The sequence below is a fragment of the Bradyrhizobium sp. DOA1 genome, from assembly GCF_001593325.1.
Lineage (GTDB): Bacteria > Pseudomonadota > Alphaproteobacteria > Rhizobiales > Xanthobacteraceae > Bradyrhizobium.
This window is the reverse complement of the sequence record NZ_JXJM01000001.1, coordinates 1,405,675-1,430,250: the sequence shown is the minus strand read 5'-3', so window position 1 is coordinate 1,430,250 and position 24,576 is coordinate 1,405,675. Positions and strand designations below refer to the sequence as shown.

25 protein-coding genes are annotated in these 24,576 nt (G+C 61.6%); 14 read left to right on the top strand and 11 right to left on the bottom strand.

Features of this window, described 5'->3' with window-relative positions; genetic code table 11:
- Window positions 1-115: 115 nt before the first annotated feature.
- From SE91_RS06625 to petA, 5 genes are all read right to left on the bottom strand, one after another.
- Window positions 116-2,281: an anthranilate synthase component I gene (locus SE91_RS06625; protein WP_061847007.1), complete on the bottom strand. Its 2,166-nt coding sequence runs from the start codon at window positions 2,279-2,281 to the stop codon at window positions 116-118.
- A gap of 250 nt (window positions 2,282-2,531) precedes the next feature.
- Window positions 2,532-3,683: a DMP19 family protein gene (locus SE91_RS06620; RefSeq protein WP_245318381.1), complete on the bottom strand. Its 1,152-nt coding sequence runs from the start codon at window positions 3,681-3,683 to the stop codon at window positions 2,532-2,534.
- 116 nt (window positions 3,684-3,799) lie between these two features.
- Window positions 3,800-4,474 carry a dienelactone hydrolase family protein gene (locus SE91_RS06615; protein WP_061847006.1) on the bottom strand — a complete coding sequence of 225 codons (675 nt, stop codon included), beginning with the start codon at window positions 4,472-4,474 and terminating at the stop codon, window positions 3,800-3,802.
- A gap of 281 nt (window positions 4,475-4,755) precedes the next feature.
- The gene (fbcH, locus tag SE91_RS06610) at window positions 4,756-6,828 is read right to left on the bottom strand and encodes a cytochrome b/c1 (RefSeq protein WP_008560753.1); all 2,073 of its coding nucleotides are present in this window, start codon (window positions 6,826-6,828) and stop codon (window positions 4,756-4,758) included.
- 62 nt (window positions 6,829-6,890) lie between these two features.
- A complete protein-coding gene (petA, locus tag SE91_RS06605; protein WP_060736750.1) occupies window positions 6,891-7,421 on the bottom strand; it encodes a ubiquinol-cytochrome c reductase iron-sulfur subunit in 531 nt (176 codons plus the stop codon).
- A gap of 279 nt (window positions 7,422-7,700) precedes the next feature.
- Here petA and SE91_RS06600 point away from each other — a divergent pair, with 279 nt between their 5' ends.
- From SE91_RS06600 to SE91_RS06570, 7 genes are all read left to right on the top strand, one after another.
- Complete coding sequence (locus SE91_RS06600; RefSeq protein ID WP_061847005.1) at window positions 7,701-8,153, top strand: tRNA (cytidine(34)-2'-O)-methyltransferase; 453 nt, start codon at window positions 7,701-7,703, stop codon at window positions 8,151-8,153.
- A 24-nt stretch (window positions 8,154-8,177) separates the two neighbouring features.
- The gene (queE, locus tag SE91_RS06595) at window positions 8,178-8,810 is read left to right on the top strand and encodes a 7-carboxy-7-deazaguanine synthase (protein ID WP_061847004.1); all 633 of its coding nucleotides are present in this window, start codon (window positions 8,178-8,180) and stop codon (window positions 8,808-8,810) included.
- A 17-nt stretch (window positions 8,811-8,827) separates the two neighbouring features.
- Window positions 8,828-9,193: a 6-pyruvoyl trahydropterin synthase family protein gene (locus SE91_RS06590; protein WP_008560771.1), complete on the top strand. Its 366-nt coding sequence runs from the start codon at window positions 8,828-8,830 to the stop codon at window positions 9,191-9,193.
- Window positions 9,194-9,208: 15 nt separating this feature from the next.
- Window positions 9,209-10,096, top strand: a complete 888-nt coding sequence (hemF, locus tag SE91_RS06585) for an oxygen-dependent coproporphyrinogen oxidase (RefSeq protein ID WP_197489561.1) — start codon at window positions 9,209-9,211, stop codon at window positions 10,094-10,096.
- Window positions 10,087-10,833: an HAD family hydrolase gene (locus SE91_RS06580; protein ID WP_156489498.1), complete on the top strand. Its 747-nt coding sequence runs from the start codon at window positions 10,087-10,089 to the stop codon at window positions 10,831-10,833. Before hemF ends, SE91_RS06580 begins: the two co-directional genes overlap by 10 nt.
- Window positions 10,834-11,120: 287 nt before the next feature.
- A complete protein-coding gene (locus SE91_RS06575; RefSeq protein WP_156489497.1) occupies window positions 11,121-12,167 on the top strand; it encodes a hypothetical protein in 1,047 nt (348 codons plus the stop codon).
- Window positions 12,168-12,283: 116 nt separating this feature from the next.
- Entirely contained in the window at window positions 12,284-12,487 is a 204-nt protein-coding gene (locus tag SE91_RS06570) for a YodC family protein (protein WP_008560792.1), read from the top strand.
- 274 nt (window positions 12,488-12,761) lie between these two features.
- Here the strand turns inward: SE91_RS06570 and SE91_RS06565 are convergent, their stop codons facing one another.
- Both SE91_RS06565 and SE91_RS06555 read right to left on the bottom strand, forming a co-directional pair.
- Window positions 12,762-14,528: an adenylate/guanylate cyclase domain-containing protein gene (locus SE91_RS06565; RefSeq protein WP_063921290.1), complete on the bottom strand. Its 1,767-nt coding sequence runs from the start codon at window positions 14,526-14,528 to the stop codon at window positions 12,762-12,764.
- 1,031 nt (window positions 14,529-15,559) lie between these two features.
- Window positions 15,560-16,030, bottom strand: a complete 471-nt coding sequence (locus tag SE91_RS06555) for a Cif family virulence factor (protein ID WP_060737872.1) — start codon at window positions 16,028-16,030, stop codon at window positions 15,560-15,562.
- Between the two features lie 450 nt (window positions 16,031-16,480).
- Between SE91_RS06555 and SE91_RS38225 the strand changes: the two genes are divergently transcribed.
- A complete protein-coding gene (locus SE91_RS38225) occupies window positions 16,481-16,822 on the top strand; it encodes a cupin domain-containing protein (RefSeq protein WP_156489496.1) in 342 nt (113 codons plus the stop codon).
- 178 nt (window positions 16,823-17,000) lie between these two features.
- On the opposite strand, the gene SE91_RS06545 is transcribed toward SE91_RS38225, so the two are convergent.
- The gene (locus tag SE91_RS06545) at window positions 17,001-17,255 is read right to left on the bottom strand and encodes a PepSY domain-containing protein (protein WP_060736752.1); all 255 of its coding nucleotides are present in this window, start codon (window positions 17,253-17,255) and stop codon (window positions 17,001-17,003) included.
- A gap of 278 nt (window positions 17,256-17,533) precedes the next feature.
- Between SE91_RS06545 and SE91_RS36050 the strand changes: the two genes are divergently transcribed.
- The gene (locus SE91_RS36050; protein ID WP_156489495.1) at window positions 17,534-17,947 is read left to right on the top strand and encodes a hypothetical protein; all 414 of its coding nucleotides are present in this window, start codon (window positions 17,534-17,536) and stop codon (window positions 17,945-17,947) included.
- Between the two features lie 73 nt (window positions 17,948-18,020).
- On the opposite strand, the gene SE91_RS06540 is transcribed toward SE91_RS36050, so the two are convergent.
- Window positions 18,021-18,437, bottom strand: coding sequence for a hypothetical protein (locus tag SE91_RS06540; RefSeq protein WP_063921343.1), 417 nt, complete (start codon window positions 18,435-18,437; stop codon window positions 18,021-18,023).
- A gap of 200 nt (window positions 18,438-18,637) precedes the next feature.
- Window positions 18,638-19,306, bottom strand: a complete 669-nt coding sequence (locus SE91_RS06535; protein WP_061846999.1) for a hypothetical protein — start codon at window positions 19,304-19,306, stop codon at window positions 18,638-18,640.
- A 514-nt stretch (window positions 19,307-19,820) separates the two neighbouring features.
- Between SE91_RS06535 and SE91_RS06530 the strand changes: the two genes are divergently transcribed.
- The 3 genes from SE91_RS06530 (at window position 19,821) to SE91_RS06525 (ending at window position 21,536) form a co-directional block, all read left to right on the top strand.
- Window positions 19,821-20,912 (top strand): AI-2E family transporter, encoded by a 1,092-nt coding sequence (locus SE91_RS06530; RefSeq protein ID WP_061846998.1) that lies wholly within the window; start codon window positions 19,821-19,823, stop codon window positions 20,910-20,912.
- A 96-nt stretch (window positions 20,913-21,008) separates the two neighbouring features.
- Window positions 21,009-21,179 carry a hypothetical protein gene (locus SE91_RS36935; RefSeq protein WP_197489433.1) on the top strand — a complete coding sequence of 57 codons (171 nt, stop codon included), beginning with the start codon at window positions 21,009-21,011 and terminating at the stop codon, window positions 21,177-21,179.
- Between the two features lie 93 nt (window positions 21,180-21,272).
- The gene (locus SE91_RS06525) at window positions 21,273-21,536 is read left to right on the top strand and encodes a hypothetical protein (protein ID WP_060736755.1); all 264 of its coding nucleotides are present in this window, start codon (window positions 21,273-21,275) and stop codon (window positions 21,534-21,536) included.
- Between the two features lie 189 nt (window positions 21,537-21,725).
- On the opposite strand, the gene SE91_RS06520 is transcribed toward SE91_RS06525, so the two are convergent.
- Window positions 21,726-22,703 carry an ABC transporter substrate-binding protein gene (locus tag SE91_RS06520; RefSeq protein WP_061846997.1) on the bottom strand — a complete coding sequence of 326 codons (978 nt, stop codon included), beginning with the start codon at window positions 22,701-22,703 and terminating at the stop codon, window positions 21,726-21,728.
- A 216-nt stretch (window positions 22,704-22,919) separates the two neighbouring features.
- Between SE91_RS06520 and SE91_RS06515 the strand changes: the two genes are divergently transcribed.
- Together SE91_RS06515 and SE91_RS36045 are read left to right on the top strand one after the other, a co-directional pair.
- Window positions 22,920-24,119, top strand: a complete 1,200-nt coding sequence (locus tag SE91_RS06515) for a helix-turn-helix transcriptional regulator (protein ID WP_156489494.1) — start codon at window positions 22,920-22,922, stop codon at window positions 24,117-24,119.
- Window positions 24,120-24,262: 143 nt separating this feature from the next.
- On the top strand, window positions 24,263-24,493 hold the full coding sequence (locus tag SE91_RS36045) for a hypothetical protein (protein ID WP_245318379.1): 231 nt from the start codon (window positions 24,263-24,265) through the stop codon (window positions 24,491-24,493).
- Window positions 24,494-24,576 lie beyond the last annotated feature (83 nt).

The following is a 24,576-nucleotide window of genomic DNA, read 5'->3' as shown; positions in this document are numbered from 1 at the left end:
GAGCGAAGCGAAGCAATCCAGACTTTCTTCCCGGCGGCAGCCTGGATTGCTTCGTCGCCAGCGCAAAAATTGCTTCGCAATTTTGTCGCGGGCTCCTCGCAATGACGACACTCATTCAATTCGCCCCAACATCCAGCCGGAACGCATTTTCGACAATACGTAGTCCCACCTCGCCACTGAGCGACATCAGCGATTCCGGATGGAATTGCACGCCGGCCACCGGAAGTGTCTTGTGCTCCAGCGCCATGGCAACGCCGTCCTCGGTGCTCGCTGTCACGCTCAGAACCTCGGGCATGCTGTCGCGCTCGACATAGAGCGAGTGATAGCGGCCGATGATGATCTCGTTCGGCAGGTTGCGCATCAGCCGGCCGCCGCGCACCTGCACCCGTGAGGGCCGGCCGTGGGCGGGATGGGTGAGCTGACCGAGCTCGCCGCCGAAATATTCGCCGATCGCCTGTACGCCGAGGCAGACGCCGAACACCGGCAGCTTCTTCTCCAGCGCCGCATTGATGGTCTTCCTGATGGCGAAATCCTCCGGCCTGCCGGGGCCGGGCGACAGCACCAGCAAATCCCACTTCTTCTGCTCGAGCATGTCGAGCGCATGCACGTAGCGAACCACGGTGACGCTGGCGCCGACCTGGCGGAAATAATCGGCGAGCATGTGCACGAAGCTGTCGTCGTGGTCGATCAGCAGCACCTGCTTGCCCGAGCCGGTGGCATCGGGCGCGAAGGTCGACAGTGGCTTCGGCGGATCGCCGCGCAGTGCCTGGAACAGCGCGGCAGCCTTGACCTGGCATTCGCGGTCCTCGGCGGCGGGATCTGAATCGAACAGGCAGGTGGCGCCGACGCGCACTTCGGCGAGGCCATCCTTCATGCGGATGGTGCGGATGGTGAGGCCGGTGTTGATGCTGCCGTCGAAATTCACCGCGCCGATCGCGCCGGCGTACCAGCGCCGCGGCGAGCGCTCGTGATCCTCGACGAACTGCATCGCCCAGAGCTTTGGCGCACCGGTCACGGTGACGGCCCAGGCATGGGTCAGGAAGGCATCGAGCGCGTCGAAGCCGGGGCGCAGCATGCCCTCGACGTGATCGACGGTGTGGAACAGCTTCGAATAGGTCTCGATCTGCCGCCGCGCCAGCACCTTGATGGTGCCGGGCACGCAAACGCGTGCCTTGTCGTTGCGATCGACGTCGGTGCACATGTTGAGCTCGAACTCGTCCTTCTCCGAGTTCAGCAGCTGGCGGATCTGCTCGGCGTCGCCGATCGCATCCCTACCGCGCGCGATCGTGCCGGAGATCGGGCAGGTCTCGACGCGGCGGCCGTCCGAGCGCACGAACATTTCCGGCGAAGCCGAGACGAGAAACTCGCCGTCGCCGAGATTCATCAACGCGCCATAGGGCGACGGATTGATGACGCAGAGCCGCTGGAACACTTCGGCCGGGGAGCGTTCGCAGGGCTCCGCGAAGAGCTGTCCCGGCACCGCCTCGAAGAGATCGCCGCGCGCAAAGGCGGCGCGCGCGGTTTCGACCGTGGCCTGATACTCGCCGGGCGCGTGATCGGCAAAGCCCTGGCGTGGGGTCTTGAGATAGGGGCTGTCCGCGGTCTCGCGCGGCAGTCCGTCGGTGGACTTGCCGTTCCAGGCGAAGTCGTATGCGAGCACGACGCCGCGGCCCGTGGCGCGGTCATAGGCCAACAGGCGATCGGGGACATAGAGCACGATGTCGCGCTGGTCGGCCTCGCGCGGGCGCTTCTGCACGAGGTCCTCGATCTGGAAGACGAGGTCGTAGGCGAAGGCGCCGAACAGGCCGAGCAGCCCGTCATCGTTGGCGGAGAAGGCGGCAATGATATCGCGCACCAGCGACATCACGCTGGCGCGCCGGGTGCGCTGGTCCTCCTCGACCGGAGCATCACCGCGGATGATGTGGCCGGCCAAGCACGTGACGGTCTTCTCGGAGATCACCACGCAGGGCTCGCGTAGCACGTCGCCGAGGAAGGCGATCAGCACCTGCCCGCGTTCGTTCAGCGCTTCCAGCTTGAAATTGACGCCCGTGGTCTCGAGCTTGAGCGGCGGATCGGAGAAGCCGAGATCGAAGCTCTCGTAGCGGCCGGGCACGGTCGTGCCCGAGGACAGCACCACGCCGCGGCGGCGGTCGAGCAAGCTGATGAGGTCGTCGAGCCGGTTGGCGCCGCCGGTGAACTGCTCGGCCACGCGCGTGATCGCAAGACCTGCGCGGGTCACGTAGTCGCTTCTGGCCGGGAGGGCAAAGACGGTCCTGTTCATGTCGTCCTCTTACGAAACTTGCCGAGGGAACGCCACACAGGACAAACGATCAGGCCGCCGCGCTGTGCTGGCGACCTCAGACGATTTGGGAAAGGAAAATCGCACCGGCCACCTCGTCAGGAGGTGCGCCACCAAAGACGGGCTGGGCGGACGGCGGTGCTCATGGGGCGGATACTCACCACGGCGCGGGGGTGGCGTCAAGGGCGGCGAGCCGCCTCGCCCGGCAAAATGGCGCGGATTGCAGCGAGGGTTACGGCCGGTCCTGCAGGCTGTCGCGCCCTACGGCCGCCTCTGCGGCATGCCGCTCGAGTTCGGCTCGCGTTACCGTGAGCACGGCCTCGCCGTCAGATCCGATGACGTTGGCGCAGTCGCCCAAGATTTCAACCAAAACGCCGGTCTTTCCGGTGACCGCACACCATGTGGCCCGGTCGTCGCTGACGCTCAACGCCGTGATCATCGCGGTGGGATCCATACCCAACTTCCGCAACAGCAGATCGACGGCTTCCGCCGCCAAGTTTTGCTCGGCAATTCTGGAAAAGTCTCGGATCGTGTCAGCCCCTACAGTCGACAGCCGCGCGCCCACTATCGGACTACGCGCGGCAACTTCATAAAGCCGGCCACCACACTCTTCAAAGACGCATAGGCGCGAGCCCTTGTCAGTCTTGACGCCGAACGCCTTGCATTGCGCTCCCTCGACCTCCATGTCGAATCCCGGAAGAACCATGAGCTTGAGTTCTGGCTCGGGCGCCACCGCCCCGCATGCCGCAGCGACCGTGATCTGCAGGCTGTCAGTCATCTGGAAGCTGATCTGGCGAACGCTCTGCCAGATCCGGCGATGCGACCGATGCGGGTGAAGCTGGGCGAGCCGCTCGATTTCGGAAGCGTACTGCTCCTGCGCAACAGCGTGCAATTCGGGCCAGCTTGCGATCCAGCTGGCCGCAAGTTGTGTCACTGGTTGATGTCGTTCTGCCTCATAGAAGCGATCATCAAGCGCATTGAGCGCCGCGGGGCGATTTTCGAATCCATTCTGGAGCGCAGCCTCCCCGGGGTGTTCCTCCACCCAGGCAATCATCTCCTGCAATATCTGGTATTGCGCGCTCGCCCCCATCGCCTTCAGTCCAGCAAGCGCGTCGCCAAACGTTGTGCGAAACATCGCAATGGCCGTGTTACCGATGAACTGGCTGTGACCGCCGTTATTAACTTGAGCGAGATAGTAGTCAGCGTGATAGGCCTGCATGGCCACGGCGGGCAGCTCACGTCCCGAGTAGACGCCGACGCGTTGCATTTCGTTGACGTAGTCGACTACAGCGCCGGTTAGATATTCTGCCTTCTCAGCGTCCTGAGCCGCTTCCAACGCCTTGCGAGGCACGATAACCGTCGTCAAACGACCACCCACAATCATCGCCCCTCCACAGTCGCGCAGCGAAGGACCACGCGACTGCATCCTATGATTGCAATGAGCAATTATCAATAGCTACGCAACAGGTGCGCAGATCAACCCGCGCGCCACCGCGGATGTTACCCCAGATGCTTCCGGAAAAACTCCGTCGCCCTGCCCCAGGCGAGCTCGGCGGCTTCGCGGTCGTGCACGGCCTGGCGCTGCTCGTTGACGAAGGCGTGCTCGGCATCATAGCGGAACAACTCGAGCGACTTGCCGGCCGCCTTCATCGCCTTTTCGAAGCCGTTGACCAGCTCCGGCGTGCACCAATCGTCCTTGTTGGCGAAATGGGCCTGGAGCGGGATCTTGACGTCGGCGGGCTTGGCCGCCTGCTCCGGGGGGATGCCGTAGAACACGACGCCGGCCGCGAGCTCCGGGATCTTGGTCGCGCCGATGATGGTCACGGCGCCACCGAGGCAGAAGCCCGTCAGGCCGACCTTGGCGCCATTGCGCGACAGATATTGCGTGGCGCCGCGCACGGTCTGGGTGGTGGCGTCCATGAAGTCGAGCGAATTCATCTCCTTGTTGGCGCTGTCCGTGTCGTGATAGGGCACCACCTTGCCCTTGTAGAGATCAGGCGCCAGCGCATCGAAGCCGGCGAGCGCAAACCGATCGCACAGGCCCTTGATCTGGTCCGACAGACCCCACCATTCCTGGATCACGACCACACCCGGCGCGTTGCCGCGCGCGGCATTGGCGAGATAGCCGGCGGCGTCCTTGCCGTCCGGGCGCTTGAAGGTGATGGCGGTTCCCATGGTGTCCTCCGACGCGTTTTTGGGAGAGCGGTTGGCGGTATTTTGGCGGGTACGAGCGTGGGACGCAATCGCGCCAAACAACACAGTCTCGTGCCCCAGATGCAATGCAGCGCGCCGCCCTTCGCGGCGTGATGCGTTGCTGATCCGGGGCCCAGCGACAAGGATGCTGGGTCCCGGCTCTGCGCAGCAGCGTTGCACGCTGCAGCGCGTCCGGGACACACGTAGGTCAGCAACAAAAAAGCCCCCTTGCGGGGGCTTCTTCATTTCTCGTGTCACGCCGCTCAGTGCGAGGCGGCCCAGACCTTCTTCTTGGTGAAGTACATCAGGCCCACGAAGATGATCAGGAAGACGAAGACCTGGAAGCCGAGGCGCTTGCGCGCTTCCATGTGCGGCTCGGCGGTCCACATCAGGAATGTCGTGACGTCTTTGGAATATTGCGCGACCGTGGTCGGCGCGCCGTCGTCATAGGTCACCTGACCGTCGCTGAGCGGCTTCGGCATCTTGATCGCGTGGCCCGGGAAGTACTTGTTGTAATAGGAACCCTCCGGGATGGTGACGCCCTCCGGTGTCTTCTCCTCATAACCCTGGAGCACCGCGGTGACATAGTCGGGCCCCTGCTCCTGGTACTGGGTGAAGACGTCGAAGATGAACCAGGGGAAGCCACGCTTGTAGGAGCGCGCCTTGGTGATCAGGGACAGGTCGGGCGGCGCCGCACCGCCGTTCGCGGCACGCGCAGCCTGCTCGTTCGGGAACGGCGAGGGGAAATAGTCCGCCGGCCGGCCCGCCCGCTCGAACATGTCGCCTGCATCGTTCGGGCCGTCCTTGACCTTGTACTCGGATGCAAACGCCGAGGCCTGGGCCACCGAATAGCCGGGCCCGCCGGGCTCGGCGAGGTTGCGGAAGGCGACGTAGGACAGGCCGTGGCAGCTGGCGCAGACCTCCTTGTAGACCTTCAGGCCGCGCTGGAGCGCACCGCGGTCGAACTTACCGAAAGGGCCCGAGAACGACCATTTGTTGCCCGGCGGCTTGTCGCCGCCCTCGGCCGCTTTCGCGCTGTCCATCGAGCCTGCGAACAACGAAGCGGCGAGCGCCAGCACGATCGCGGTCGAGACCATCGGCGTCGACCGGCTCCCGGTCTTGGCCAGCACCGCATCCGAGATCGAGTTCGGAACCGGCCGCGGCCTCTCGATGCGTGCGAGCACCGGCAGCACGATCAGGAAGTAGGCGAAGTAGCAGAACGTCAGGATCCGACCTGCAATGACGTAGATGCCTTCCGGCGGCTGTGCGCCGAGATAGCCGAGCAGGATGCAGACCGCGACGAAGATCCAGAAGAACTGCTTGGCCAGCGGACGATACTTCGATGACCTCGTCTTGGCGCTGTCGAGCCAGGGCAGGAAGCACAGGATGATGATCGCTCCGAACATCGCGATGACGCCCGCGAGCTTGTCCGGGATCGAGCGCAGGATCGCGTAGAACGGCAGGTAGTACCATTCCGGCACGATGTGCGGCGGCGTCACGCCCGGGTTCGCCGGAATGTAGTTGTCGGCGTCGCCGAGATAATTCGGCATGTAGAAGATGAACCAAGCGTAGAGCAGCATGAAGCAGGCGACGCCGAACATGTCCTTGATGGTGGCATGCGGCGTGAACGGCACCGTGTCCTTCTCCGTCTTCGGCTCGACACCGTCGGGGTTGTTCTGGCCGGCGACGTGCAGCGCCCAGACGTGGAGCACGACGACGCCCGCGATCACGAAGGGCAGCAGATAGTGCAGCGAGAAGAAGCGGTTCAGCGTCGGGTTGCCGACTGCGTACCCGCCCCACAGCAGCGTCACGATGCTCTCGCCGACATAGGGAATCGCGGAGAACAAATTGGTGATGACGGTGGCGCCCCAGAAGCTCATCTGGCCCCACGGCAGCACGTAGCCCATGAAGCCCGTCGCCATCATCAGGAGGTAGATGATGACGCCGAGGATCCACAACACCTCGCGCGGCTCCTTGTACGACCCGTAGTAAAGGCCGCGGAACATATGGACGTAGACCGCAACGAAGAACATCGAAGCGCCGACCGCGTGCATGTTGCGCAGCAGCCAGCCGTAATTCACGTCACGGACGATCAGCTCGACCGACTTGAAGGCGAGATCGGCGTTCGGCGTGTAGTGCATCGCCAGGATCACGCCGGTCAGGATCTGCATCCCCAGCATGAAGGAGAGGATGGCGCCGAAGGTCCACCAATAGTTCAGGTTGCGCGGGGTGGGATAGGCGACGAAGGAGGAATGGATGAGACCAAAGATCGGCAGGCGCCGCTCGATCCATTGCAGGGCCGGATGACTCGGCTGGTAGTCGGATGGTCCGCTCATGATGCGATCCTGAGGAAATAGTACGACGAGACGGCGCGAAGCTTCGGACTAAGGCCCGAAGTTCAGCCGATCTGGATTTTGGTGTCGGAAACGAACGTGTACGGCGGCACAGCCAGGTTCGAGGGCGCAGGGCCCTGGCGGATGCGGCCGGACGTATCGTATACCGAACCATGGCAGGGGCAGAAGAAGCCGTCGTAGCTGCCTTCATGAGCGATCGGGATGCAGCCCAGATGGGTGCAGATGCCGATGACGACCAGCCACTGCTCGTGACCGGACTTGACGCGGGCATCGTCGGCTTGCGGATCGGGCAGGCTCGCCACGTTGACGGCGCGCGCCTCGTCGATCTGCTTCTTGGTGCGGTGGCTGATGTAGATCGGCTTGCCGCGCCAGAACACCTTGATGTCCTGGCCCTCGGCGATCGGGCTGAGATCGACCTCGATCGGCGCACCGGCGGCGATGGTCGAAGCGTCCGGATTCATTTGAGAGATGAAGGGCCAGAGCGCAGCCGCACCCCCTACTGCTGCAAATGCCCCGGTTGCAACGAATAAGAAATCACGGCGTGTCGGATGGTCCGCCGAAGACGCTGTCGTCACGATTCCAACCCTTTCTTCTGTGCGACCGGTGGAACCGCTCCAGGGGGCGCCCATGAGGTCCCCGGAAAGGCTGCCGGCGCCCGCGGCCCCCCCGCGGCGGCAGAACTTTGCTTGCTCACGCCCAAAATGGGGAAAACAGCAGTCCAGAATCGTTCTATTGGCACCCTTGCCGGGCGAGCGCAAGCCCGCTATCGGCGCGGGAGCGTGCAATGCACGAATTCCCGGGCGAGCGATGTTTTATTGAGACATTTTGCGCCCGCAACCAGCCTGTCGTCGCCCATGCAGATAGCTCTTTTTCAGCCCGACATCCCCCAGAACACCGGCACGATTCTCAGGCTCTGCGCCTGTCTCGGAATTGCAGCCCACATCATCGAACCCGCCGGCTTCCCGGTCTCCGACCGCCATTTCCGCCGGGCGGGAATGGATTACCTCGACCATGTCAGCATCACCAGGCACGACTCCTGGGCGAGATTCGAGGAGTGGCGTGCGGCACAAGGCTACCGCCTGCTGCTGTTCACCACCAAAGGGGCCACCGACTACCGCGATTTTCATTACCAGACGTCGGACATCCTGCTATTCGGGCGCGAGAGCGCCGGCGTCACCGACGCGGTGGTCGAGGCCGCCGATGCCCGGCTGGTGATCCCGATCACCCCAGGGCTGCGGTCGCTCAATGTGGCCATGACTGCGGCGATGGCCGCCGGCGAGGCGCTGCGCCAGATCCGGAACCCGTAAGTTCGATGGCTTGAGGAGAGACGAGTGAGTTACGCGGTCAAGGAAATCTTCCTGACCCTGCAAGGCGAAGGCGCCCATGCCGGGCGCGCGTCGGTGTTCTGCCGTTTTGCCGGCTGCAACCTCTGGAGCGGCCGCGAGGCGGATCGCGCCGAGGCGACCTGCAAGTTCTGCGACACCGATTTCGTCGGAACCGGCGGCACGCTCGGCGGCCGCTACGCCTCGGCCGCGGAACTCGCCGACACCATCGCCGCGCAATGGACAGGGACGGCCGCCAACCGCTACGTGGTGCTGACCGGGGGCGAGCCGCTGCTCCAGGTCGATGCCGCCCTGATCGAGGCGCTGCACGCCCGCGGCTTCGAGATCGGGGTCGAGACCAACGGCACGATCGCAGCACCCGAGGGTCTCGACTGGATCTGCGTCAGCCCCAAGGGCGGCAGCGAGCTCGTGCAGCGTCGCGGACACGAGCTGAAGCTGGTGTATCCGCAGGCGCTGGCGGCACCCGAGGCGTTCGAGGACCTCGCCTTCGAGCGCTTCTCGCTGCAGCCGATGGACGGACCCGAGGTCGTCCAGAACACCGCACGCGCGATCGACTATTGCCTGCGCCACCCGCAATGGCGGCTGAGCGTGCAGACGCACAAGTCGCTCGGCATCAGATAGGATTGGTTTTCGAACAGATGTGGGAATTGACGAAATCGTTCCGCTTCGAAGCGGCGCACTCCCTCTCGGGCACGACGTTCGGGGCGGCGAGCGAAGAGATCCACGGCCACTCCTTCCGGGCCGAGGTGACGGTGCGCGGCACGCCGGACCCCGAGACCGGCATGGTGGTCGATCTCGGCCTGCTCCAGCGCGCCATCGAGGACGTGCGCCTGATGCTGGATCACAAGTACCTCAACAAGATCGAGGCGCTGGGCACACCGACGCTGGAGAACCTCTCGCGCTTCGTCTGGGAGCGGCTCGCCCACATCGGCAAGCTCACCCGCGTCAGCATCCACCGCGACAGTTGCAACGAGAGCTGCACCTATTACGGTCCGCAGGGCTGACGAATGGCATCCCTGATGGACCCGACGCTGATCGACGACCGCAAGGCCCGCGCCCGCGCCTGGTTCGAGCGCTTGCGCGACGACATCTGCGCAAGCTTCGAGCGGTTGGAGGACGACGCGCCGCAAAGCCTCTATCCGGGCGAGGCCGGCCGCTTCAAGCGCACGCCCTGGCAGCGCACCGATCACACCGGCGCGGCCGGAGGCGGCGGCGTGATGTCGATGATGTCGGGCCGCCTGTTCGAGAAGGTCGGTGTGCATTGCTCGACCGTGCACGGCGAGTTCGCTCCTGAATTCCGCGCGCAGATCCCGGGCGCCGCGGACGATCCGAAATTCTGGGCCTCCGGCATCTCGCTGATCGCGCATCTGCGCAATCCGCACGTCCCTGCCGTGCACATGAACACGCGCTTCGTCGTCACCACCAAGGCCTGGTTCGGCGGCGGCGCCGACCTGACGCCGGTGCTGGCGCGACGGCGGGCGCAGGAGGATGCCGACAGCGTCGCCTTCCACGCCGCAATGAAGGAAGCCTGCGCGCAGCCGAACGGCGTTGCCGATTACGACAAATACAAGAAGTGGTGCGACGAATATTTCTACCTGCCACATCGCAAGGAGGCGCGCGGCATCGGCGGCATCTTCTACGACTGGCACGACAGCGGCGATTGGGACGCAGATCTTTCCTTCACCCAAGACGTCGGCCGCGCCTTCCTGAAAATCTATCCCGAGATCGTCCGGCGCAATTTCGTGACCGCCTGGACGGCGGCGGACCGCGAGGAGCAGTTGATCCGGCGCGGCCGCTATGTCGAGTTCAACCTGCTCTACGACCGCGGCACCATCTTCGGGCTGAAGACGGGCGGCAATGTGGATTCGATCCTGTCGTCGCTGCCACCGGAGGTGAAATGGCCGTGACCACGATGATGCCCCTCCCCCGCGCCATGCTGATCGACATGGACGACACCATCCTGTCGGCCTATGGCCGGCCCGAGATCGCCTGGAACACGATCACGGCCGAGTTCGCGGACGAGCTGGCACCGCTGCCGCCGCCGCTGGTCGCAACCGCGGTGCTGGCCTTTGCGCGAAATTTCTGGGCCAATGCGGAAGCGGCATGGCGGCTGAAGCTCGCCGAAGCGCGGCACCTCACCGTCAAGGGCGGCTTTGCCGCGCTCGCCGCGGCCGGCCACCGCGCCCTGCCCGACGACCTCGCCATCCGCCTCGCCGATCGCTTCACCGCCTATCGCGAGGAGGAGATGTTCGTCTTCCCCGGCGCGCATGATGCGATCGACAAGTTGAAGGCGCTCGGCATCAAGCTGGCGCTGGTGACCAATGGCGCCGCCGATACCCAGCGTGCCAAGGTCGAGCGCTTCGAGCTCGCGCACCGCTTCCACCACATCCAGATCGAGGGCGAGCACGGCTTCGGCAAGCCCGAGGAGCGCGCCTATCTGCACGCGATGGAGGCGCTCGGCGTCACCGCCAAGGACACCTGGATGATCGGCGACAATCTCGAATGGGAAGTCGTGACGCCACAGCGCCTCGGCATCTATTCGATCTGGATCGACGTGCATGGCGACGGCCTGCCCGAGGGCTCGACGGTGAAGCCCGACCGCATCATCCGTTCGCTGACCGAGCTGTTGCCGCAACAGCCGTAATTGGGTGCCAAAACGGAAGCCTTGAAAACAACCCCATGCACAGTAGCGCACTGCTGCAAAATCAAGGGCTTACGGATTTCACGAAAAAACTCTGACCCGTCGGGCAAAACAGGGGTATGATGGCATGGTCGCGAGGGGTGCGATCGGGTCTGGTCGCGCTCCCCGTTGGGCCGTGGCCGCGCGATATCCGACAACTCCCCTGCCTCACCTGAAGTGAAATGCTTCACAATCCGCAATCCGGGATTGCGCTACCCTCGCTGCGATGGCGCGGGTGGGTTGGAGGCACCATGGAGCAGAACAAGGAAGCAGCGCGCGCGTACTCCCGGACCGGGCCACTGAGGTGGCTAACGCAATTCGATCGCCGATTGACCCTCGTCAAGGGGCTCTCGCTGGTGACGGTGCTGAGCAGCCTCCTCGTCGGCTACTTCCAGTATCTGAACTCCTATCGGGAGAAGGTGAGCGCGCACGCCAAGGAGAACATGCAGACCGCGGCGGAGGCGTTCGACACCATCGCAACGAAGTTTTCCAAGGTTCAGGCCCTGCAACAGCAGTTGTTTTCCGACTATGCGATTGTACTCGATGATCACGCGGGCGCCGACGAACAAGCTCTCGCCGTCAAGAGCGCTCTGGAAAATCTGAAGGGCTACGAAGAGGCCCAGCTGGCCTTGTTCGAGACGAGCGCGTTGCTGGCGCGCAAGGCGCAGATGCACATCGATTGGGCCACGCATTTCAGGCTCAATCCGTATGAGCAGCAAACTCCGACCAGTGATCCGCTCGACCAGACACTGCTCCGGGCCTTCGACTTCGATTGCAATCATAACTTGCCGCAATTCGCGCCTGCGAAAGGCGCCGCGACGGCCACCCCGCGCGTGTCCGCCGAGAATGCGTGCACGGTGGCCGGGCACAATTGGGATCCGCCTCATTCATATGTCGATATTTGCCCCAAGAACCGGGAAAAGGCCGGGTCAAACGAGTCCGTCACGATTCACTGGTTCAGCGCGAAGCATCAGGTGGTGGTGATGCACTATTGTCTTCGCAATCTGCACGAAAAACTGGCGCCGGTGCGCTCCTGGGCCGCGGACCCCGATGCGAAGCCCGTGGGAAAGATGTCATCACCAGTCGATCGCGACCACATTCAGACCGCGCTTGACCTTCAAGCCAGGCGGCTCGACGCCTTCATGAACCTTGCGACATTCCACATGGACGGAATCCGAGAGGCCTATCGTCCAGATAGCTTCGCCTGCCATGTCCCGATCGTGACGTCCGTGGTCGGTCTCTTCAACGACGCTTGCAGCCCGATCAAGACGACACCGATCCTCGCCGTCAAGCGTTGATATCGCGTCGGAATTCAGGACGGTGCACGCTGTGGACCGACGCCAGCCCTCGGTGATCACGCTGTCATGACCACCTGTTAGCCTCGTCCGGCTTGATCAGATCGGAAGGACAATCCATGGAATTGAAAGCCGGCGATGTCGTGATGCTGAAATCCGGCGGCCAGCCGCTGACCGTCGCGGAAGTGAAGCAAGACGAGGTGCTCTGCCTCTGGATGGGCATGGAAGGCGATCTGTTCCGCGAGACGCTGCCGCTGGCGACGCTGGTACAGGTGGAGGAGGAAGACGACGAGGACGACGAAGATGACGACGATGAAGAATAAGCGCGCCTAGGATCGCATCCTCGCTGGATCGGAGCGTTCCGCTCCTGAGTTCCCGATGTCCGCTGCTCCGCCAACTCCGGCGCGATAGCGACATTGCTGGACTGTCGGCTAGGGTCATATGCGGGCTTTCGGCCGTTTCAGCCTTTGGTCCCTTGGCACGCCGCAAGCCGACGTCCGGGCGTACAGATAGGCGCTAGGTCCATACGCCGACGCCGGCCGAAGCCACCAGGTAAGGGTCACTCAATAACTTCAGCCCAGCACCAGGCTACCATGATCATTCCGGCAGCCCGGCGTGCCGCAATGCTTCCTCCAATCGCGCGAGGTTTGCGGCATGTCGATGGGGGCCGGCCACATCTTTGTAAGTGGAAACGCGTAGCGTGGGATTCAGCTGCTGCAGCCGCACCACTGCCTTATGTGCCTGCTCTGCCCGCCCGGCCATTGCATTGCTCATTGCAGCGACACGTAATGCTGATGAAAAGTCCGGATTATCTTGCAATGCCATTGCTGCCCAAACGGCCGCTTCTTCATAGTCGCCTAGCATGAAATGTGCATGCGCGACGCCGCTCTGCATTGGCGTGACCCACGGTCCAAGTGGACTTAGGCGCATGGCCCGTGCGAAGCGCTCGATCGCTAGTTTCGGCTCCCCAAGGTAGTTTTTCACCCAGCCGCCGTAATACCATGACTCGGCCAAGTTAGAATTTAGCCCCAGGGCCCGATCGATTAAAGCCGCGCCTCCTTCGAGATCGCGGACAACGTAAGCGATTGCCCATCCGCTGGCGGCGAGCGCGATCGCGTCTCCCTGGCCCAGTTCGATCGCCCGTCGAGCAAGCATCGTCACTTCAGCAATCTCGTTCACGGTGTTTGAGCTCCAGCCACTGCTTTTGGCATGGGCGTAACAAAAGGCGGCACGACCGTAGGCCGGCGCAAAATCTGGGTCGAGATCGATCGCGCTGTGAAAGAGGCGCAATGCCTCGTTGTTCGCTTCTCGACTAGTAAACCGATAGAAACTGGCTAAACCGCGTAGATAACTATCATGAGCGTCGAGACTCTCGGTCGGCTTGCGCTTGACACGCTCAATCTCGGCTTTTTCCATTGCCGGCGCGATCGCCCCGACAATACTTCCGGTCACCTGATCCTGAAGATCGAAGATGTCGCCGAGCCCGCCATCAAACCGGTTCGCCCACAGATGTGCTCCAGTGGCGGTATCGACGAGCTGTCCCGTGATGCGCACGCGGTTGGCCGCTTTGCGAACACTCCCTTCTAAGACGTAGCGCACCCCAAGCTCGCGCCCTACCTGCTTCACGTCAACTGCCCGTCCCTTGTAGGTGAAGCTGGAGCTGCGAGCGATAACGAACAGCGCCTTGAAATGAGATAGCGCGGTGATGATGTCATCGACCATGCCATCGGCAAAGTAGTCCTGATCCGGATCACGGCTCATGTTAGTGAACGGTATCACGGCGATAGAAGGCTTGTCTGGCAATGCCAGTACGGGCGTTGCCGATTGCGTCGGCACCCCGAGAGCAGATGCTGCAATCCGGAAGACATGGACCGGCCGCGCGATGTTCTTGAGCTGCCGCTCTCCCAGATCCTCAAAGGCTAAGTCCAGCTTGTCCCGCACCTGATCGTGCACGACTCTGCTTACGCAGACCCCGTTGGATTCGGCGATTCCTTCGAGCCGCGCTGCAACATTGACGCCGTCGCCATAAATATCGTCGTCGTCGATAATGATGTCGCCGAGGTTGATGCCAGTGCGGAACTCAATGCGATGATGCGCCGGCACGTCGGTATTGCGATCCTGCATCGCGCGCTGGACCTCGACCGCGCATTGGACAGCCTCGACCACGCTCGGGAATGCGATCAGGAGGCCATCACCAGTCGTCTTGACGATGCGGCCCTGGTGCTCGGCAATCTTCGGGTCGATCAGCTCTTGACGATGGGTCTTGAGAGCCGCCAAGGTCCCTGTCTCGTCGGCACCCATTAGTCGGCTATAGCCGACAACGTCGGCCGCTACGATGGCGACGAGCTTCCGGGCCATGCTCATGCCCACTCAGGTTCGAGGGCTTGGAACACCATTCTATCGGACGAACTGCCCACGGTCATCTGGTCCGCAGCGCGCTCAGGAATATGGGTTTTAAGTCACAAGCCGCGAACAGGTCCGCATTCCATCAGCATCGCCGGAGCGTTGCGCTCGACTGCAAACATCCTGGGCCGGTGAGCCGACGGGGTAGCGGCTCCGCTTCAACGGCAGCGAAGGGTCAACAGCGGTCGTGGACGCCACCGCTAGGGGGAAGCCCACCATCCGTTGGGAAATGGCTCAAGCACTGTCCATTCGATTTGGTTGTCGTTCTCAGCGGGCCTGAGAGCTCCTGCATTTCCGCTTGGTGGCGTGTAGCGACGGAGTCGGACAGACGTGGGGCCGAGATCACAACCTTGAAGCCGGCGCGAAGCATGGCGTCTAGAGCGCGATACAGGCGCAGCGCGGGTGCTTCGCTCGGCATCTTCGACCAGACCTCGAAGATCTTCCAATTCCGAGAGCTGAGAGGCAAGCTCGCCAAGTCGTTGGAGATAAATTATTGCGCGAGAGCTTCGCATAAATGTCCTCCACAGTTACAAAAGGCACTCTTAGAAATTATCGGGGGCCGGGAAATAATGGTAATCTAACTCGACCAGGAGTTGGCTTTCAATACGTCAGGCTCGTTGCCCCAAACTCCGATCGTCTAGAAGCGGACGCCGGATTGGCAGGGCTCCAGGTTGGAAATGACCAACCGTCAACATGACCGTTACGCCAAGCACCATCCCCGCCGTCTCGAAGCACGTTCCTTGGAACAAGGGGAAGATCATCGGCGCTAAGCCGCCGCTCCGTCCGAAGCACGTTTGGTCAATCCGCACCAAGCTCCAGGTCGAAGGCCGAACGCGCGCGGGCGGCGCGGCAGGTCAGCAATGGGCCACTTGCAGACATCGCGCGAGCGGTGTCGAGGCGCCGGGACTTTGCTTTCGGACGACGTGCAGCAAGATCAAACGCCCACCCTCCAAAGAGGATGGGCGCGTGGTGACTTACGACGTGATGACGTCCTACTTCTTCTCGGCGCTGGCTTCCTTAGCTGGAGGCGGCTTCATGCCGACGGTCAACTGGCGGATTTTCAAAGCGCCGCCTTCACGTATGTCGACGGCGCCCCAGAACACTGTGACCTTGGTGGCGTCGCCGCTCTTAGGGTCCTTACCGAAGATGTCGGTCTCGCCGTTGGCAACGACCAGATCGTTGTTGATGACCGACATGTTGCCGACTCTGATCTCAATATGATCGGTGCCGTTCTTGAAGTTGCTTTCGTATACGGTCTTAAGATCGGAAAATACACCGCTCGGGTTAATCTGAACCCCGTCCTTTGTATAGAGCGCAGCGACACAGGTCGCGTCTTTCCTGGCGACGCAGTCGGCGTAGGCGACGGCTAATTTTTCGGCCTCCTGCTTGACCTCATCGGCGAATGCCGGCGCAGAGATGAAAGCGGAAGAACACAATGCCAGGAGCAATGAAGGTCGCTTCATGACAACTTCCCCTCTGGTTGTGATGCACAATTGCATCGCGACGTCCTCCTGACGTAGGACGTCGCGTTGCATTTGGCCCGAGGGGCATTCTTTCGTTAGGCTGTAATACTACCGGCTTGGGAGTATATGCCATTTTGCACCGCTTGGCGCGCCAACATTGATCATCGACGACGGGGACGGGCATTCCTCCTCCGAGTCAGCATTCTCCAGCGCGAACACCGCGCTCGGAGAATGCGGCGAGTGCGGTCGGGAAAGTCAGGCTAGTTGACGCAAGTGACAATGAAAGTGTCTCGCTCGACGCGCGCGATTGCCCACTTGTTCTATCCGCCGAGAGAACCTTTTTTAGCCCGGCTGGGACATTTTTGGGTAGTCTGCGATAGCGCTCGGCTTCGCAAGCTGGGGTCTGAAGGTGAAAGGAAATGAGCTAAACCACAGCAAGGGAGAACAACAATGGATCCCGGGAATAATCTTCGGCCGCCTAGCGAGCGCACTTATGGCTTGGAGCATGTAGCGGTTGGTTCGGACCTTCGGGTTTCGGCTATGAGTCTTGTTGGTGACGAATGTGTCGCCTGGCACTGGCATACTCAGATATGCGATATTTTCTTTATTCTTGAAGGCACGGCCGTCATCGAAACTCACAATCCGGGCAACGCCGTGCACGTTAATGTCGGTGAGAGATATGACGTTATGCCGGGTGTCCCGCATCGTGTCACACCGCTAGACGGAAAAAGATGTCGGCTCATCTTGGTGCAGGGTGTCGGAAAGGCGGATTTTCATCTGGGGCGGCCTTGACATCCAATCCTGTTTTGGCGGGACTTCAATTTTCCCTCCGGGTCAAAAGCTGACGCTAGGCGGACAGCAGGGCAAGGTCAGCTTTGGGCCAATCGCGGACCGATCAATTCACTCCCTTCAAGGGCGGGGACGCAAGCGGCCTAGCGTCACGGCGCCCCCCTCCGGATGCCGTCAAGCTTTAATGGTCCGGCTTTTCGCGCGTGATGACGCCGGTTTTAGGGTCGGCATGAAATTCCATTTTCTGTCCGTTCTTAACGCCTTCGCCCTCCCACTGGCCGTCGTCGGCTTCAAGCTTGGTGACCTGCGAATAGCCCGACTCCATGACCTTGGCTTTCACTTGCTCCATTGGCATCCAGTCAGGTCCAGGTTGATCTGCTTTCGCTGCCGAACTCAGGGCAAAGGTACCGAGAACCAGTATCGCGACCAGCTTCATGACGAACCTCCTTTTGGGTGAGAGCTCCTCAACCGGAGCCCTGAAGTAGAGTTCCTCTTTGAGTATGCGTCAGTGCGACGCAAAGGGTGAACGTCCGGTCTGGGTCTAAAGCTGACGCTAGTCGGACAGCGGGGCAAGGTCAGCTTTGGGCCAGAAGGAGACTTGAGCCGGCGAACAGGCTACGGGCTCGTGATAGTAGGCCGTTTTTGGAACCGGCACCATGAACCTTCGCGCGGTTCCGATGACCCACGCACATGGGCAGGGAAACGGAGGTTTCCATGACCAGCTCCAATGGACAGGTGCATCTGCATTGCTTGATGGTAGCGCGCACGGTGGGATTATGTGCGATCACGTCCTTTTGCATCAATACAGCCAATTCACATGACCAGATGCGGCCAGAACTGAACGCCTGGTTCAAGAGTCTCAAGAACAAAGCAGGTCAGCCGTGCTGCGATGGCGGGGACGGCCAACATGCGGAGGCCGAGTGGGACACGGCAAAGGATGGCTATAGAGTCCTTCTGACAGATCCGCAGCGGCCAAGTGAACGGGGGCAATGGTTTGACGTGCCAAACTCTGTCGTGCTCGACCGGCAGAACCTCAGCGGCAGGGCGATGGTTTGGTGGTGGCCGTCCTACGCCGAGGGAAAAATGATTCCGTTGTGGCGCTGCTTCATTCCAGGACCGGAAGGATGATCTTCCCTTAAGGCAACATAGCACCCACAAGTCCGCTTCTTTCAATCGCGCCACTTTGCAAAGCGCGCCGAACTTACAGGTAGCGTAGTCGGTCTCCGACGTTTGCCTCGCGAGCTAGTCGGCGACCGGGTGATGGTGGTTGACCAAAAAAGCCCACAATGCTGCTTATACGACCATCAACATCGAACTCGCCGAAATCACGACCCTCGGCGGTAACCTGTCGATCGGGCCCGATCATCTTCCATAAGAAGTGAAATTTCCCGTGGTGATGATCGACACCACTTGCGAAGATGATCGTCGTACCCGGCAAACGTTTATGGAAGTCGGCGATATGCCGGATTAATGCTTCTCGACCCACTACATTCGCAGTCGGATCCTGATAAATTCCATCCTCGTTCCAAGCAAATTGCAAGAGCCGACGGCGCTCCGCTTCGTCGACCTCCAGCCAAGCAGCTCCGTAAGCGCGGATCGTCTCGTCCACATTGGCCATGCTATATCGCTCCATCTCTGTGGAGATCGTATCGCAAGGTCCAATGTGCCACTTTATCCGTTGTAAACAAACTGAATTCCCAGACTGCTGAAGGCTCGGTGGTGTCTGCTTAGGGTCACTTGTGGACTTGCGACCAAGCATCGACGAACTCAGCTAGGGGGCCAAAAGCGGACCTTGGCGCGAGCGGATGGCAGCCACTTTCAATTCGTCGTGGTCTTGCCACCCCGCATGGACACGAGCTTGTCCTCGCGAAACCGGAGAATGAACCATGCGGTCTCGTCGAAACCGTTTGCGAGCTTTCCGGCGTGAGAATACATCATCTGAGCAGCCTCCGACTGCGACGGCGGTCCCAGCGCTTTAACGACCTCCATACGAGACATACCCAAATGCAGCTTGCCGTCGAAGACGACGGGCGCGAATTGTTCGGGGATGGTGGGGCACCCGGTCGAGGCCTCCGTGCCTTTCTCGGCGAGCTCTTCCATGATCTCCGTGACGAGATGATCCGGGCCGCCTATCTCTCCGCCGGACACGATCCATAGTCGATGCTGCGCGCGCCTATAACAGAGCCAATAGACACTCCCTCCGGCGTCACCCTGATGGTGGATGGCTCCTTCGCCAACGGCTTTGCGCACCGCGCCGAGCCGTGTCTCCTCGAAGCGGCCGGCGAATGCGCCGAGCGAAAAGCGGGTTGCCAATCTTTTCACGACCGTCGGCTTCATGCGCTCGAACGCTTGTTCGTCGATTGGCGGCGGCGGTGTCTGTGCGGAGCAGTCGCCCGCGGGGATCATGAAAAGCAGAAGCAGCACGAAGAGCGCCTTTCGACCATCAAGTCCGAATTGCCTTGCATTGAAGGTTAAGCGCTTCTGCATAATTCAATTGCTCATCATTTTGGGCTCGAAGCTTTCTTCATCCGCCCGATATCGCTATTTCCCGAACCCTCTTCCGACCCTTGGTCGGGGTCACAACTCAAATGGTTCATACACGAACTCGGTGAGCATCCGGTTCGGGTCAGAGGCCGCCTTCGTTAGGCAAGATGCCTTGATCACCTACCGCTTGCCTGTCGGAGAAATGCCGCCTCGGTGTGAAGAAGCGGCGCTGCAGCAACTGCTGGCTTGCGTGCTCAGTGCGGCCGGCATGCAGACCTCATCGTTCGGCCGGAGCAAGCGGATGACGACTGGCATCCCGTTCCGCAGAAATTCACTGCGAGCATAATTTGCTGCGTCGACCTGTGTTTTGGCACCGCGTTTGGTGGCGGCATCCGCACGCCATCTGTGGTGAAGCCGTGCTCTGCCGACCATCCGTTGATCTGGATCAAGCTCGCAGACCGGGGGCGGCCCTCGACTCCAGGGATGGCGTCAATCCACTGGATGCAGGCCTCACATCTTGAAAACGCTTCGTCACCTTTTCTCTAGCGACGATATCGTGCAACTCGCGATCAGGCTTGGACTGCTGGCGCTGCTGATCCTGTGGACCTTCTTCATCATCAAGCCGTTCGTGCCGATCCTGACCTGGAGCGCGGTGCTTGCCGTGGCATTCTATCCCGCCTTCACTTGGCTGGCCAAATGCCTAGGGGGTCGCCCGCGGACGGCGGCGATCATCCTGACCGTGATCATGCTCGGCATCGTCATCGGTCCCGCGGCCTGGCTTGGCATCAGCGCTGTCGAGGGGATCAAGGACATTGCAAGCCAGATCGGCACCGGCGACGTCGTGCTCCAAGCCGCGCCCAAGCAAATCAAGGGGTGGCCGTTGATCGGCCCGCACCTTTATGACCTCTGGAACCTCGCCTACACCAATGTCCGGGCCGTGCTGCGCGAGATCACGCCCTATCTGAAACCGGTTGCAGGTGTCCTGTTGTCGCTCGCCGGCAGCGCGGGAGTCGGGACGCTGCAATTCCTGCTGTCGGTGCTGATGGCCGGCTTTCTGTTTCCCCATGGCCCTCGGCTTGCAGGCGCGATCCGTGGCTTCCTGTTCCGGATCGTGCCGGGCCAGAGCGAGCATTTCCTGGAGCTCTCCGGTGCCACTATCCGCGCGGTGTCGCAAGGCGTGATCGGGGTTGCGATCATCCAGGCGCTGTTGGCCGGCGTCGGCTTCAAGCTGGCCGCTATTCCGAGCGCGGGGCTGCTCGCGATCATCGTGATGTTGCTCTCGATCGTGCAGATCGGCGCGGCCGTCGTTTTCCTCCCCGTGGTGATCTGGGTTTGGATGAGCATGGATGTCATGCCGGCGCTGCTGTTCACCATCTTCTTCGCCATCGTCGGTCTGCTCGACAACATCCTGAAGCCGTTGGTGATGGGGCGCGGGCTGACCACGCCGACGCTGGTCATCCTGGTCGGGGTGATCGGCGGAACCATCGCGCACGGGATCATCGGCCTCTTCATCGGGCCGATCATCCTCGCCGTTGCCTGGGAGCTCGTGGCGGCCTGGATCCGCATCGAGCGTGCAGTGGAGGTGCCGCACGTCGTCGCCGACCGTTGACCTAAATCAACATTGCCAACCGCCGGCCACCTACGGCAATTGGATCTGCCCGCAACAGAATTCCTACTATCCTAGTTGACGGGAGCGAGGTCGGTTATGGCCGGAACCAACAAGCTATCGGTCGAGAAAGCTCTCGAAAAGCTGCGCCAGGATGATCAGCCCAAATCGAGCAGCGAACGCCTGGACGAAAAGAGTGAAGACCTCAGTCGAGAGATCAAGCGAATGAGGGCTCAGCGATTGCGACTCGAACGCAAGTCGTCGAAGTAAAGCAGACGACCGGCAGCGGCCTGCGCAGGTGTGGCCAGGTTCGCCATGCCTGTCAGGCAGTGGGATCGAGCAGACAAAGGCTGGAGAAAGTCGATGTGGGTGCTGATGTATGTCTTTTCCTATTCCATCAGTCCCGCCGCGACGAACGACAAGGCCGAATGGCGGCTGCTTCCAACGGTCGTCTTCCAGGAGTTCTCCAATGAGGAGCGGTGCCGGAAAGCCAAAGTCACGCTTGAAGGAAGTTTGAGCGAGGCGGGAGCCAAGCTCAGAAGCGGGTTGGAAGATTTGAAGAGCCTCGGCAAAGCGGATCCGGCCCAGATCATTATCGCATACAACGTGGAATGCCTGCCTAAATAGACATATGCAGCGGGTTCGACCCGGTGCTCGAATGAGACAACCACGCTGGCCCACTCGTCTTATGGAGCGGAAGACACTCCGCATCACAATACATCAGAAGGTCTGCTTTGGGTCCACACGCAGTCCGGCGGCGCTTGCGTAAGGTCAGCTACGGCCACAAGCCGCTCTTCGCTTGGAGCAAACTGAACTCTATTCGATCACCTCGTCAGCGCGAAGTAGTAATGAGGTCGGCACGCTGAGGCCGAGCGCCTTGGCAGTTCTCATGTTGATCACCAGCTCGTATTTGGTCGGCAGTTCTACAGGTATATCGGCAGGTTTGGCGCCTTTGAATATCTTATCGACGTAGGCTCCTGCGCGACGGAACAGTTCTGTCACATCGGGCCCGTAGACGATCAATCCGCCGATGGCGAATTGACGCCAGAGATGCAACGCCGGCAGTCGATGCTTCGCGGCGAGTTCGACAACTCGTGGGCCTTGGACAACGGTCAAGGGATCGCCCAGGACAATCAATGCATCCGCGCGTTGGGCGGCGGCCGAGGCAAAAGCGGTATCGAGCTCCTCTGGCGTGGTTGCCTCGACAATCTGCAGAGCTATGCCCAGATTCCGCGCGGTGCGAGGTACCTCCTCGGCCAATACCAGCCTGTGCATTGGGTTACCGCGATTGACCAGGATCGCGATGTTCGATGCGCCAGGCACCAGTTCGCGGAGGATGTCTATCTGTTTTGCCATCGCTACCCCCTGGGAGGTCGCAAGGCCTGTTATGTTGCCTCCTGGCCGTGACAGACTTCGCACCAGGCCAAGCCCCACCGGATCAAACACAGCCACGAACACGATGGGAATTGTCGCGGTCGCCGAATTCAGGGCTTCGGCAGCCCGCGGTCCCGCAGCGATCAGCACATCGGGCCGGAGAGCAATCAGCTCAGCAACCGAGCTTGGTAGTCGATCCGGCGGTTGAGAGAAACGATACTCGACTGCCAGGTTTTCTCCATCGATCCATCCGTGCCTTCGCAGCCCATCAAACAGAGCCAGTTCGGCTTGATTGAGTGCCTTCCCGCCTCCATCACCTACAGCAAGAAAGCCGAGCCGACGACGTTTCCCCTGGGCGCGCGAACAACGGAGCGAAATAAGCAGCGCCGCAGTGCCTGCTATGAACGTCCGGCGTTGCATTCGACCCTCATCACGGCGCGAGGACCAATGCGCATAGTATCACGTCTCGATAATCGCCGCCCTCTGTGCTGCATATGTTGCGGCGCGAAGCGGCTCGTGGCTCAGGACAAATATGGGCTACGGTGCGTGAGGCTCCGACCGCCAAGATGACGATGTCTGCTCCGCCACTGCCGCGCTACGCTGCCTGCCAAGAGCGTCGGGCTCCGTTCTCTCATAGTGGGAACCACTGAAGAGCCAGGCCGATCCCTCCACATAAGGGCTGATTGCGTCGCCCGGTCGTCCGGCTATAATTGCGTCATTGATGTTGTCGTACTGCGCATGAACGGATTTGGGCATCTCGATCATCTGATTGACCGCATCTACGAGGCCGGGCTGATCACCTCATTGTGGCCCGAGATCCTCGGTGAAATCGGTCACGCTATTGGTGGGAATGGCGGCCTGCTCTTCGCCGTCCGCGACGGCTATGTCAGTGCGGTCAACTCCGTCAATCACAACGAGGCCATGCCTCTTTTCCTGAAGGAAGGATGGAGCGAGCGCGATCCGTTGCTGCCGCGTGCCGCCGCGCTCAACTACGCCGGCTTCCTCAACGATGGAGACCTCGTGTCGGAGGAGGAGATTGCGACCAATGACGTGTACTGCAATTTCTACCGCAAGCACGGGCTCGGTTACAGAGCCGGAACGATCATCCCGATACCGAGTGGCGATTCGATTGCGATCGTCATGCCACGCCACCAGGACAATGGACCGGTGCCGCGCGAAATCGTCTCGTTCCTGGATGACTTGAGGCCGCATCTGGCTCGGGCGTGCCTGACTGCAAACCGCCTGGGCTTCGAGCGTGCTCGCGCACAGGCCGATGCGCTGCAGGTGATCGGGCTGCCCGGAGCGATCTTGCGCGAAGGCGGCCGATTGCTCGCGGCAAACGGCCTGTTCGAAGCGCTGATGCCGTCGATGTTCCACGACCGCGTCGAGCGTCTGACTTTGACCGATGCCACCGCGGACGGTCTGTTCGTCGCGGCGCTGGGGACTCCGTTCGTCGGCAACAGACGGACCGTCAAATCTGTTGCCATCGCAGCGGCGATGGATCGCGTGGCGATGGTCCTGCATGTCCTCCCGGTGCGCGGATCGGCCCGCGATGTCTTCACTCGCGCCACCTTCATGGTCGTCGTGACTCCAGTCGATCGCGGCGCGGTGCCGACTGCGGAAGTCCTGCAAGGGCTATTCGACCTGACGCCGGCCGAGGCCCAGGTCGCGCGCGGCGTCGCACGGGCGGAATCGCTGGATGCGCTCGCCGCAGCAATCGGCGTTACGCGAGAGACGGTGCGTACGCAGCTCAAAGCCGTGCTTTCGAAGACCGGTCTTTCGCGCCAGCAGGAACTCGTCAGCCTGCTCGCCGGGAAGGCCTTACACGGCGGCTGAGCTGTCGTCCGTCCGCAGGCCGCGGATCGGACTGGGATCATCGACCTCGCGTTTTCGACCGGACTGCCCAGACAGTGCAAGCCGCTCATCACCCAAATGGGTGAAGACACAAGTCGGCCCTCCGAGTTCAAGTCCAGAGCTGGATGTTTGACGAGAAGCGGCGGCGAATGGTCAGACCGGAGTTTCCGATGTTCGAAGTGAACCTGGTGCAACGCAGGCGAAGGAAATGGACCTGGAGCATCTGCACCAGCGACGGCGCGGTCATTGTGCAGGGCCGGGAACCAAGTCGTCCAGCCGCAAAGTACCAAGCTGACCGCGCGCTGTTCATGCTGCTGCTGACCGCGCCCTATCGGTCGCGACTTCCCGCAGAGTGAGGCTCTCACGGGCAAAGCAGGTTCTGCCGCGCTGAAACGACCACCGCGCGGTTGAAAAGCCGTCGCGGATCAACAGAGCGGGG

Excerpts from the sequence above, each read along its gene's own strand:
- SE91_RS06625 (WP_061847007.1), bottom strand. The coding sequence starts at position 2,281 with ATGAACAGGACCGTCTTTGCCCTCCCGGCCAGAAGCGACTACGTGACC.
- SE91_RS06620 (WP_245318381.1), bottom strand. The coding sequence starts at position 3,683 with ATGATTGTGGGTGGTCGTTTGACGACGGTTATCGTGCCTCGCAAGGCG.
- SE91_RS06615 (WP_061847006.1), bottom strand. The coding sequence starts at position 4,474 with ATGGGAACCGCCATCACCTTCAAGCGCCCGGACGGCAAGGACGCCGCC.
- fbcH (WP_008560753.1), bottom strand. The coding sequence starts at position 6,828 with ATGAGCGGACCATCCGACTACCAGCCGAGTCATCCGGCCCTGCAATGG.
- SE91_RS06600 (WP_061847005.1), top strand. The coding sequence starts at position 7,701 with ATGCAGATAGCTCTTTTTCAGCCCGACATCCCCCAGAACACCGGCACG.
- SE91_RS06590 (WP_008560771.1), top strand. The coding sequence starts at position 8,828 with ATGTGGGAATTGACGAAATCGTTCCGCTTCGAAGCGGCGCACTCCCTC.
- hemF (WP_197489561.1), top strand. The coding sequence starts at position 9,209 with ATGGACCCGACGCTGATCGACGACCGCAAGGCCCGCGCCCGCGCCTGG.
- SE91_RS06580 (WP_156489498.1), top strand. The coding sequence starts at position 10,087 with ATGGCCGTGACCACGATGATGCCCCTCCCCCGCGCCATGCTGATCGAC.
- SE91_RS06575 (WP_156489497.1), top strand. The coding sequence starts at position 11,121 with ATGGAGCAGAACAAGGAAGCAGCGCGCGCGTACTCCCGGACCGGGCCA.
- SE91_RS06570 (WP_008560792.1), top strand. The coding sequence starts at position 12,284 with ATGGAATTGAAAGCCGGCGATGTCGTGATGCTGAAATCCGGCGGCCAG.
- SE91_RS06565 (WP_063921290.1), bottom strand. The coding sequence starts at position 14,528 with ATGAGCATGGCCCGGAAGCTCGTCGCCATCGTAGCGGCCGACGTTGTC.
- SE91_RS06555 (WP_060737872.1), bottom strand. The coding sequence starts at position 16,030 with ATGAAGCGACCTTCATTGCTCCTGGCATTGTGTTCTTCCGCTTTCATC.
- SE91_RS38225 (WP_156489496.1), top strand. The coding sequence starts at position 16,481 with ATGGATCCCGGGAATAATCTTCGGCCGCCTAGCGAGCGCACTTATGGC.
- SE91_RS06545 (WP_060736752.1), bottom strand. The coding sequence starts at position 17,255 with ATGAAGCTGGTCGCGATACTGGTTCTCGGTACCTTTGCCCTGAGTTCG.
- SE91_RS36050 (WP_156489495.1), top strand. The coding sequence starts at position 17,534 with ATGACCAGCTCCAATGGACAGGTGCATCTGCATTGCTTGATGGTAGCG.
- SE91_RS06540 (WP_063921343.1), bottom strand. The coding sequence starts at position 18,437 with ATGGCCAATGTGGACGAGACGATCCGCGCTTACGGAGCTGCTTGGCTG.
- SE91_RS06535 (WP_061846999.1), bottom strand. The coding sequence starts at position 19,306 with ATGCAGAAGCGCTTAACCTTCAATGCAAGGCAATTCGGACTTGATGGT.
- SE91_RS36935 (WP_197489433.1), top strand. The coding sequence starts at position 21,009 with ATGGCCGGAACCAACAAGCTATCGGTCGAGAAAGCTCTCGAAAAGCTG.
- SE91_RS06525 (WP_060736755.1), top strand. The coding sequence starts at position 21,273 with ATGTGGGTGCTGATGTATGTCTTTTCCTATTCCATCAGTCCCGCCGCG.
- SE91_RS06520 (WP_061846997.1), bottom strand. The coding sequence starts at position 22,703 with ATGCAACGCCGGACGTTCATAGCAGGCACTGCGGCGCTGCTTATTTCG.
- SE91_RS36045 (WP_245318379.1), top strand. The coding sequence starts at position 24,263 with ATGTTTGACGAGAAGCGGCGGCGAATGGTCAGACCGGAGTTTCCGATG.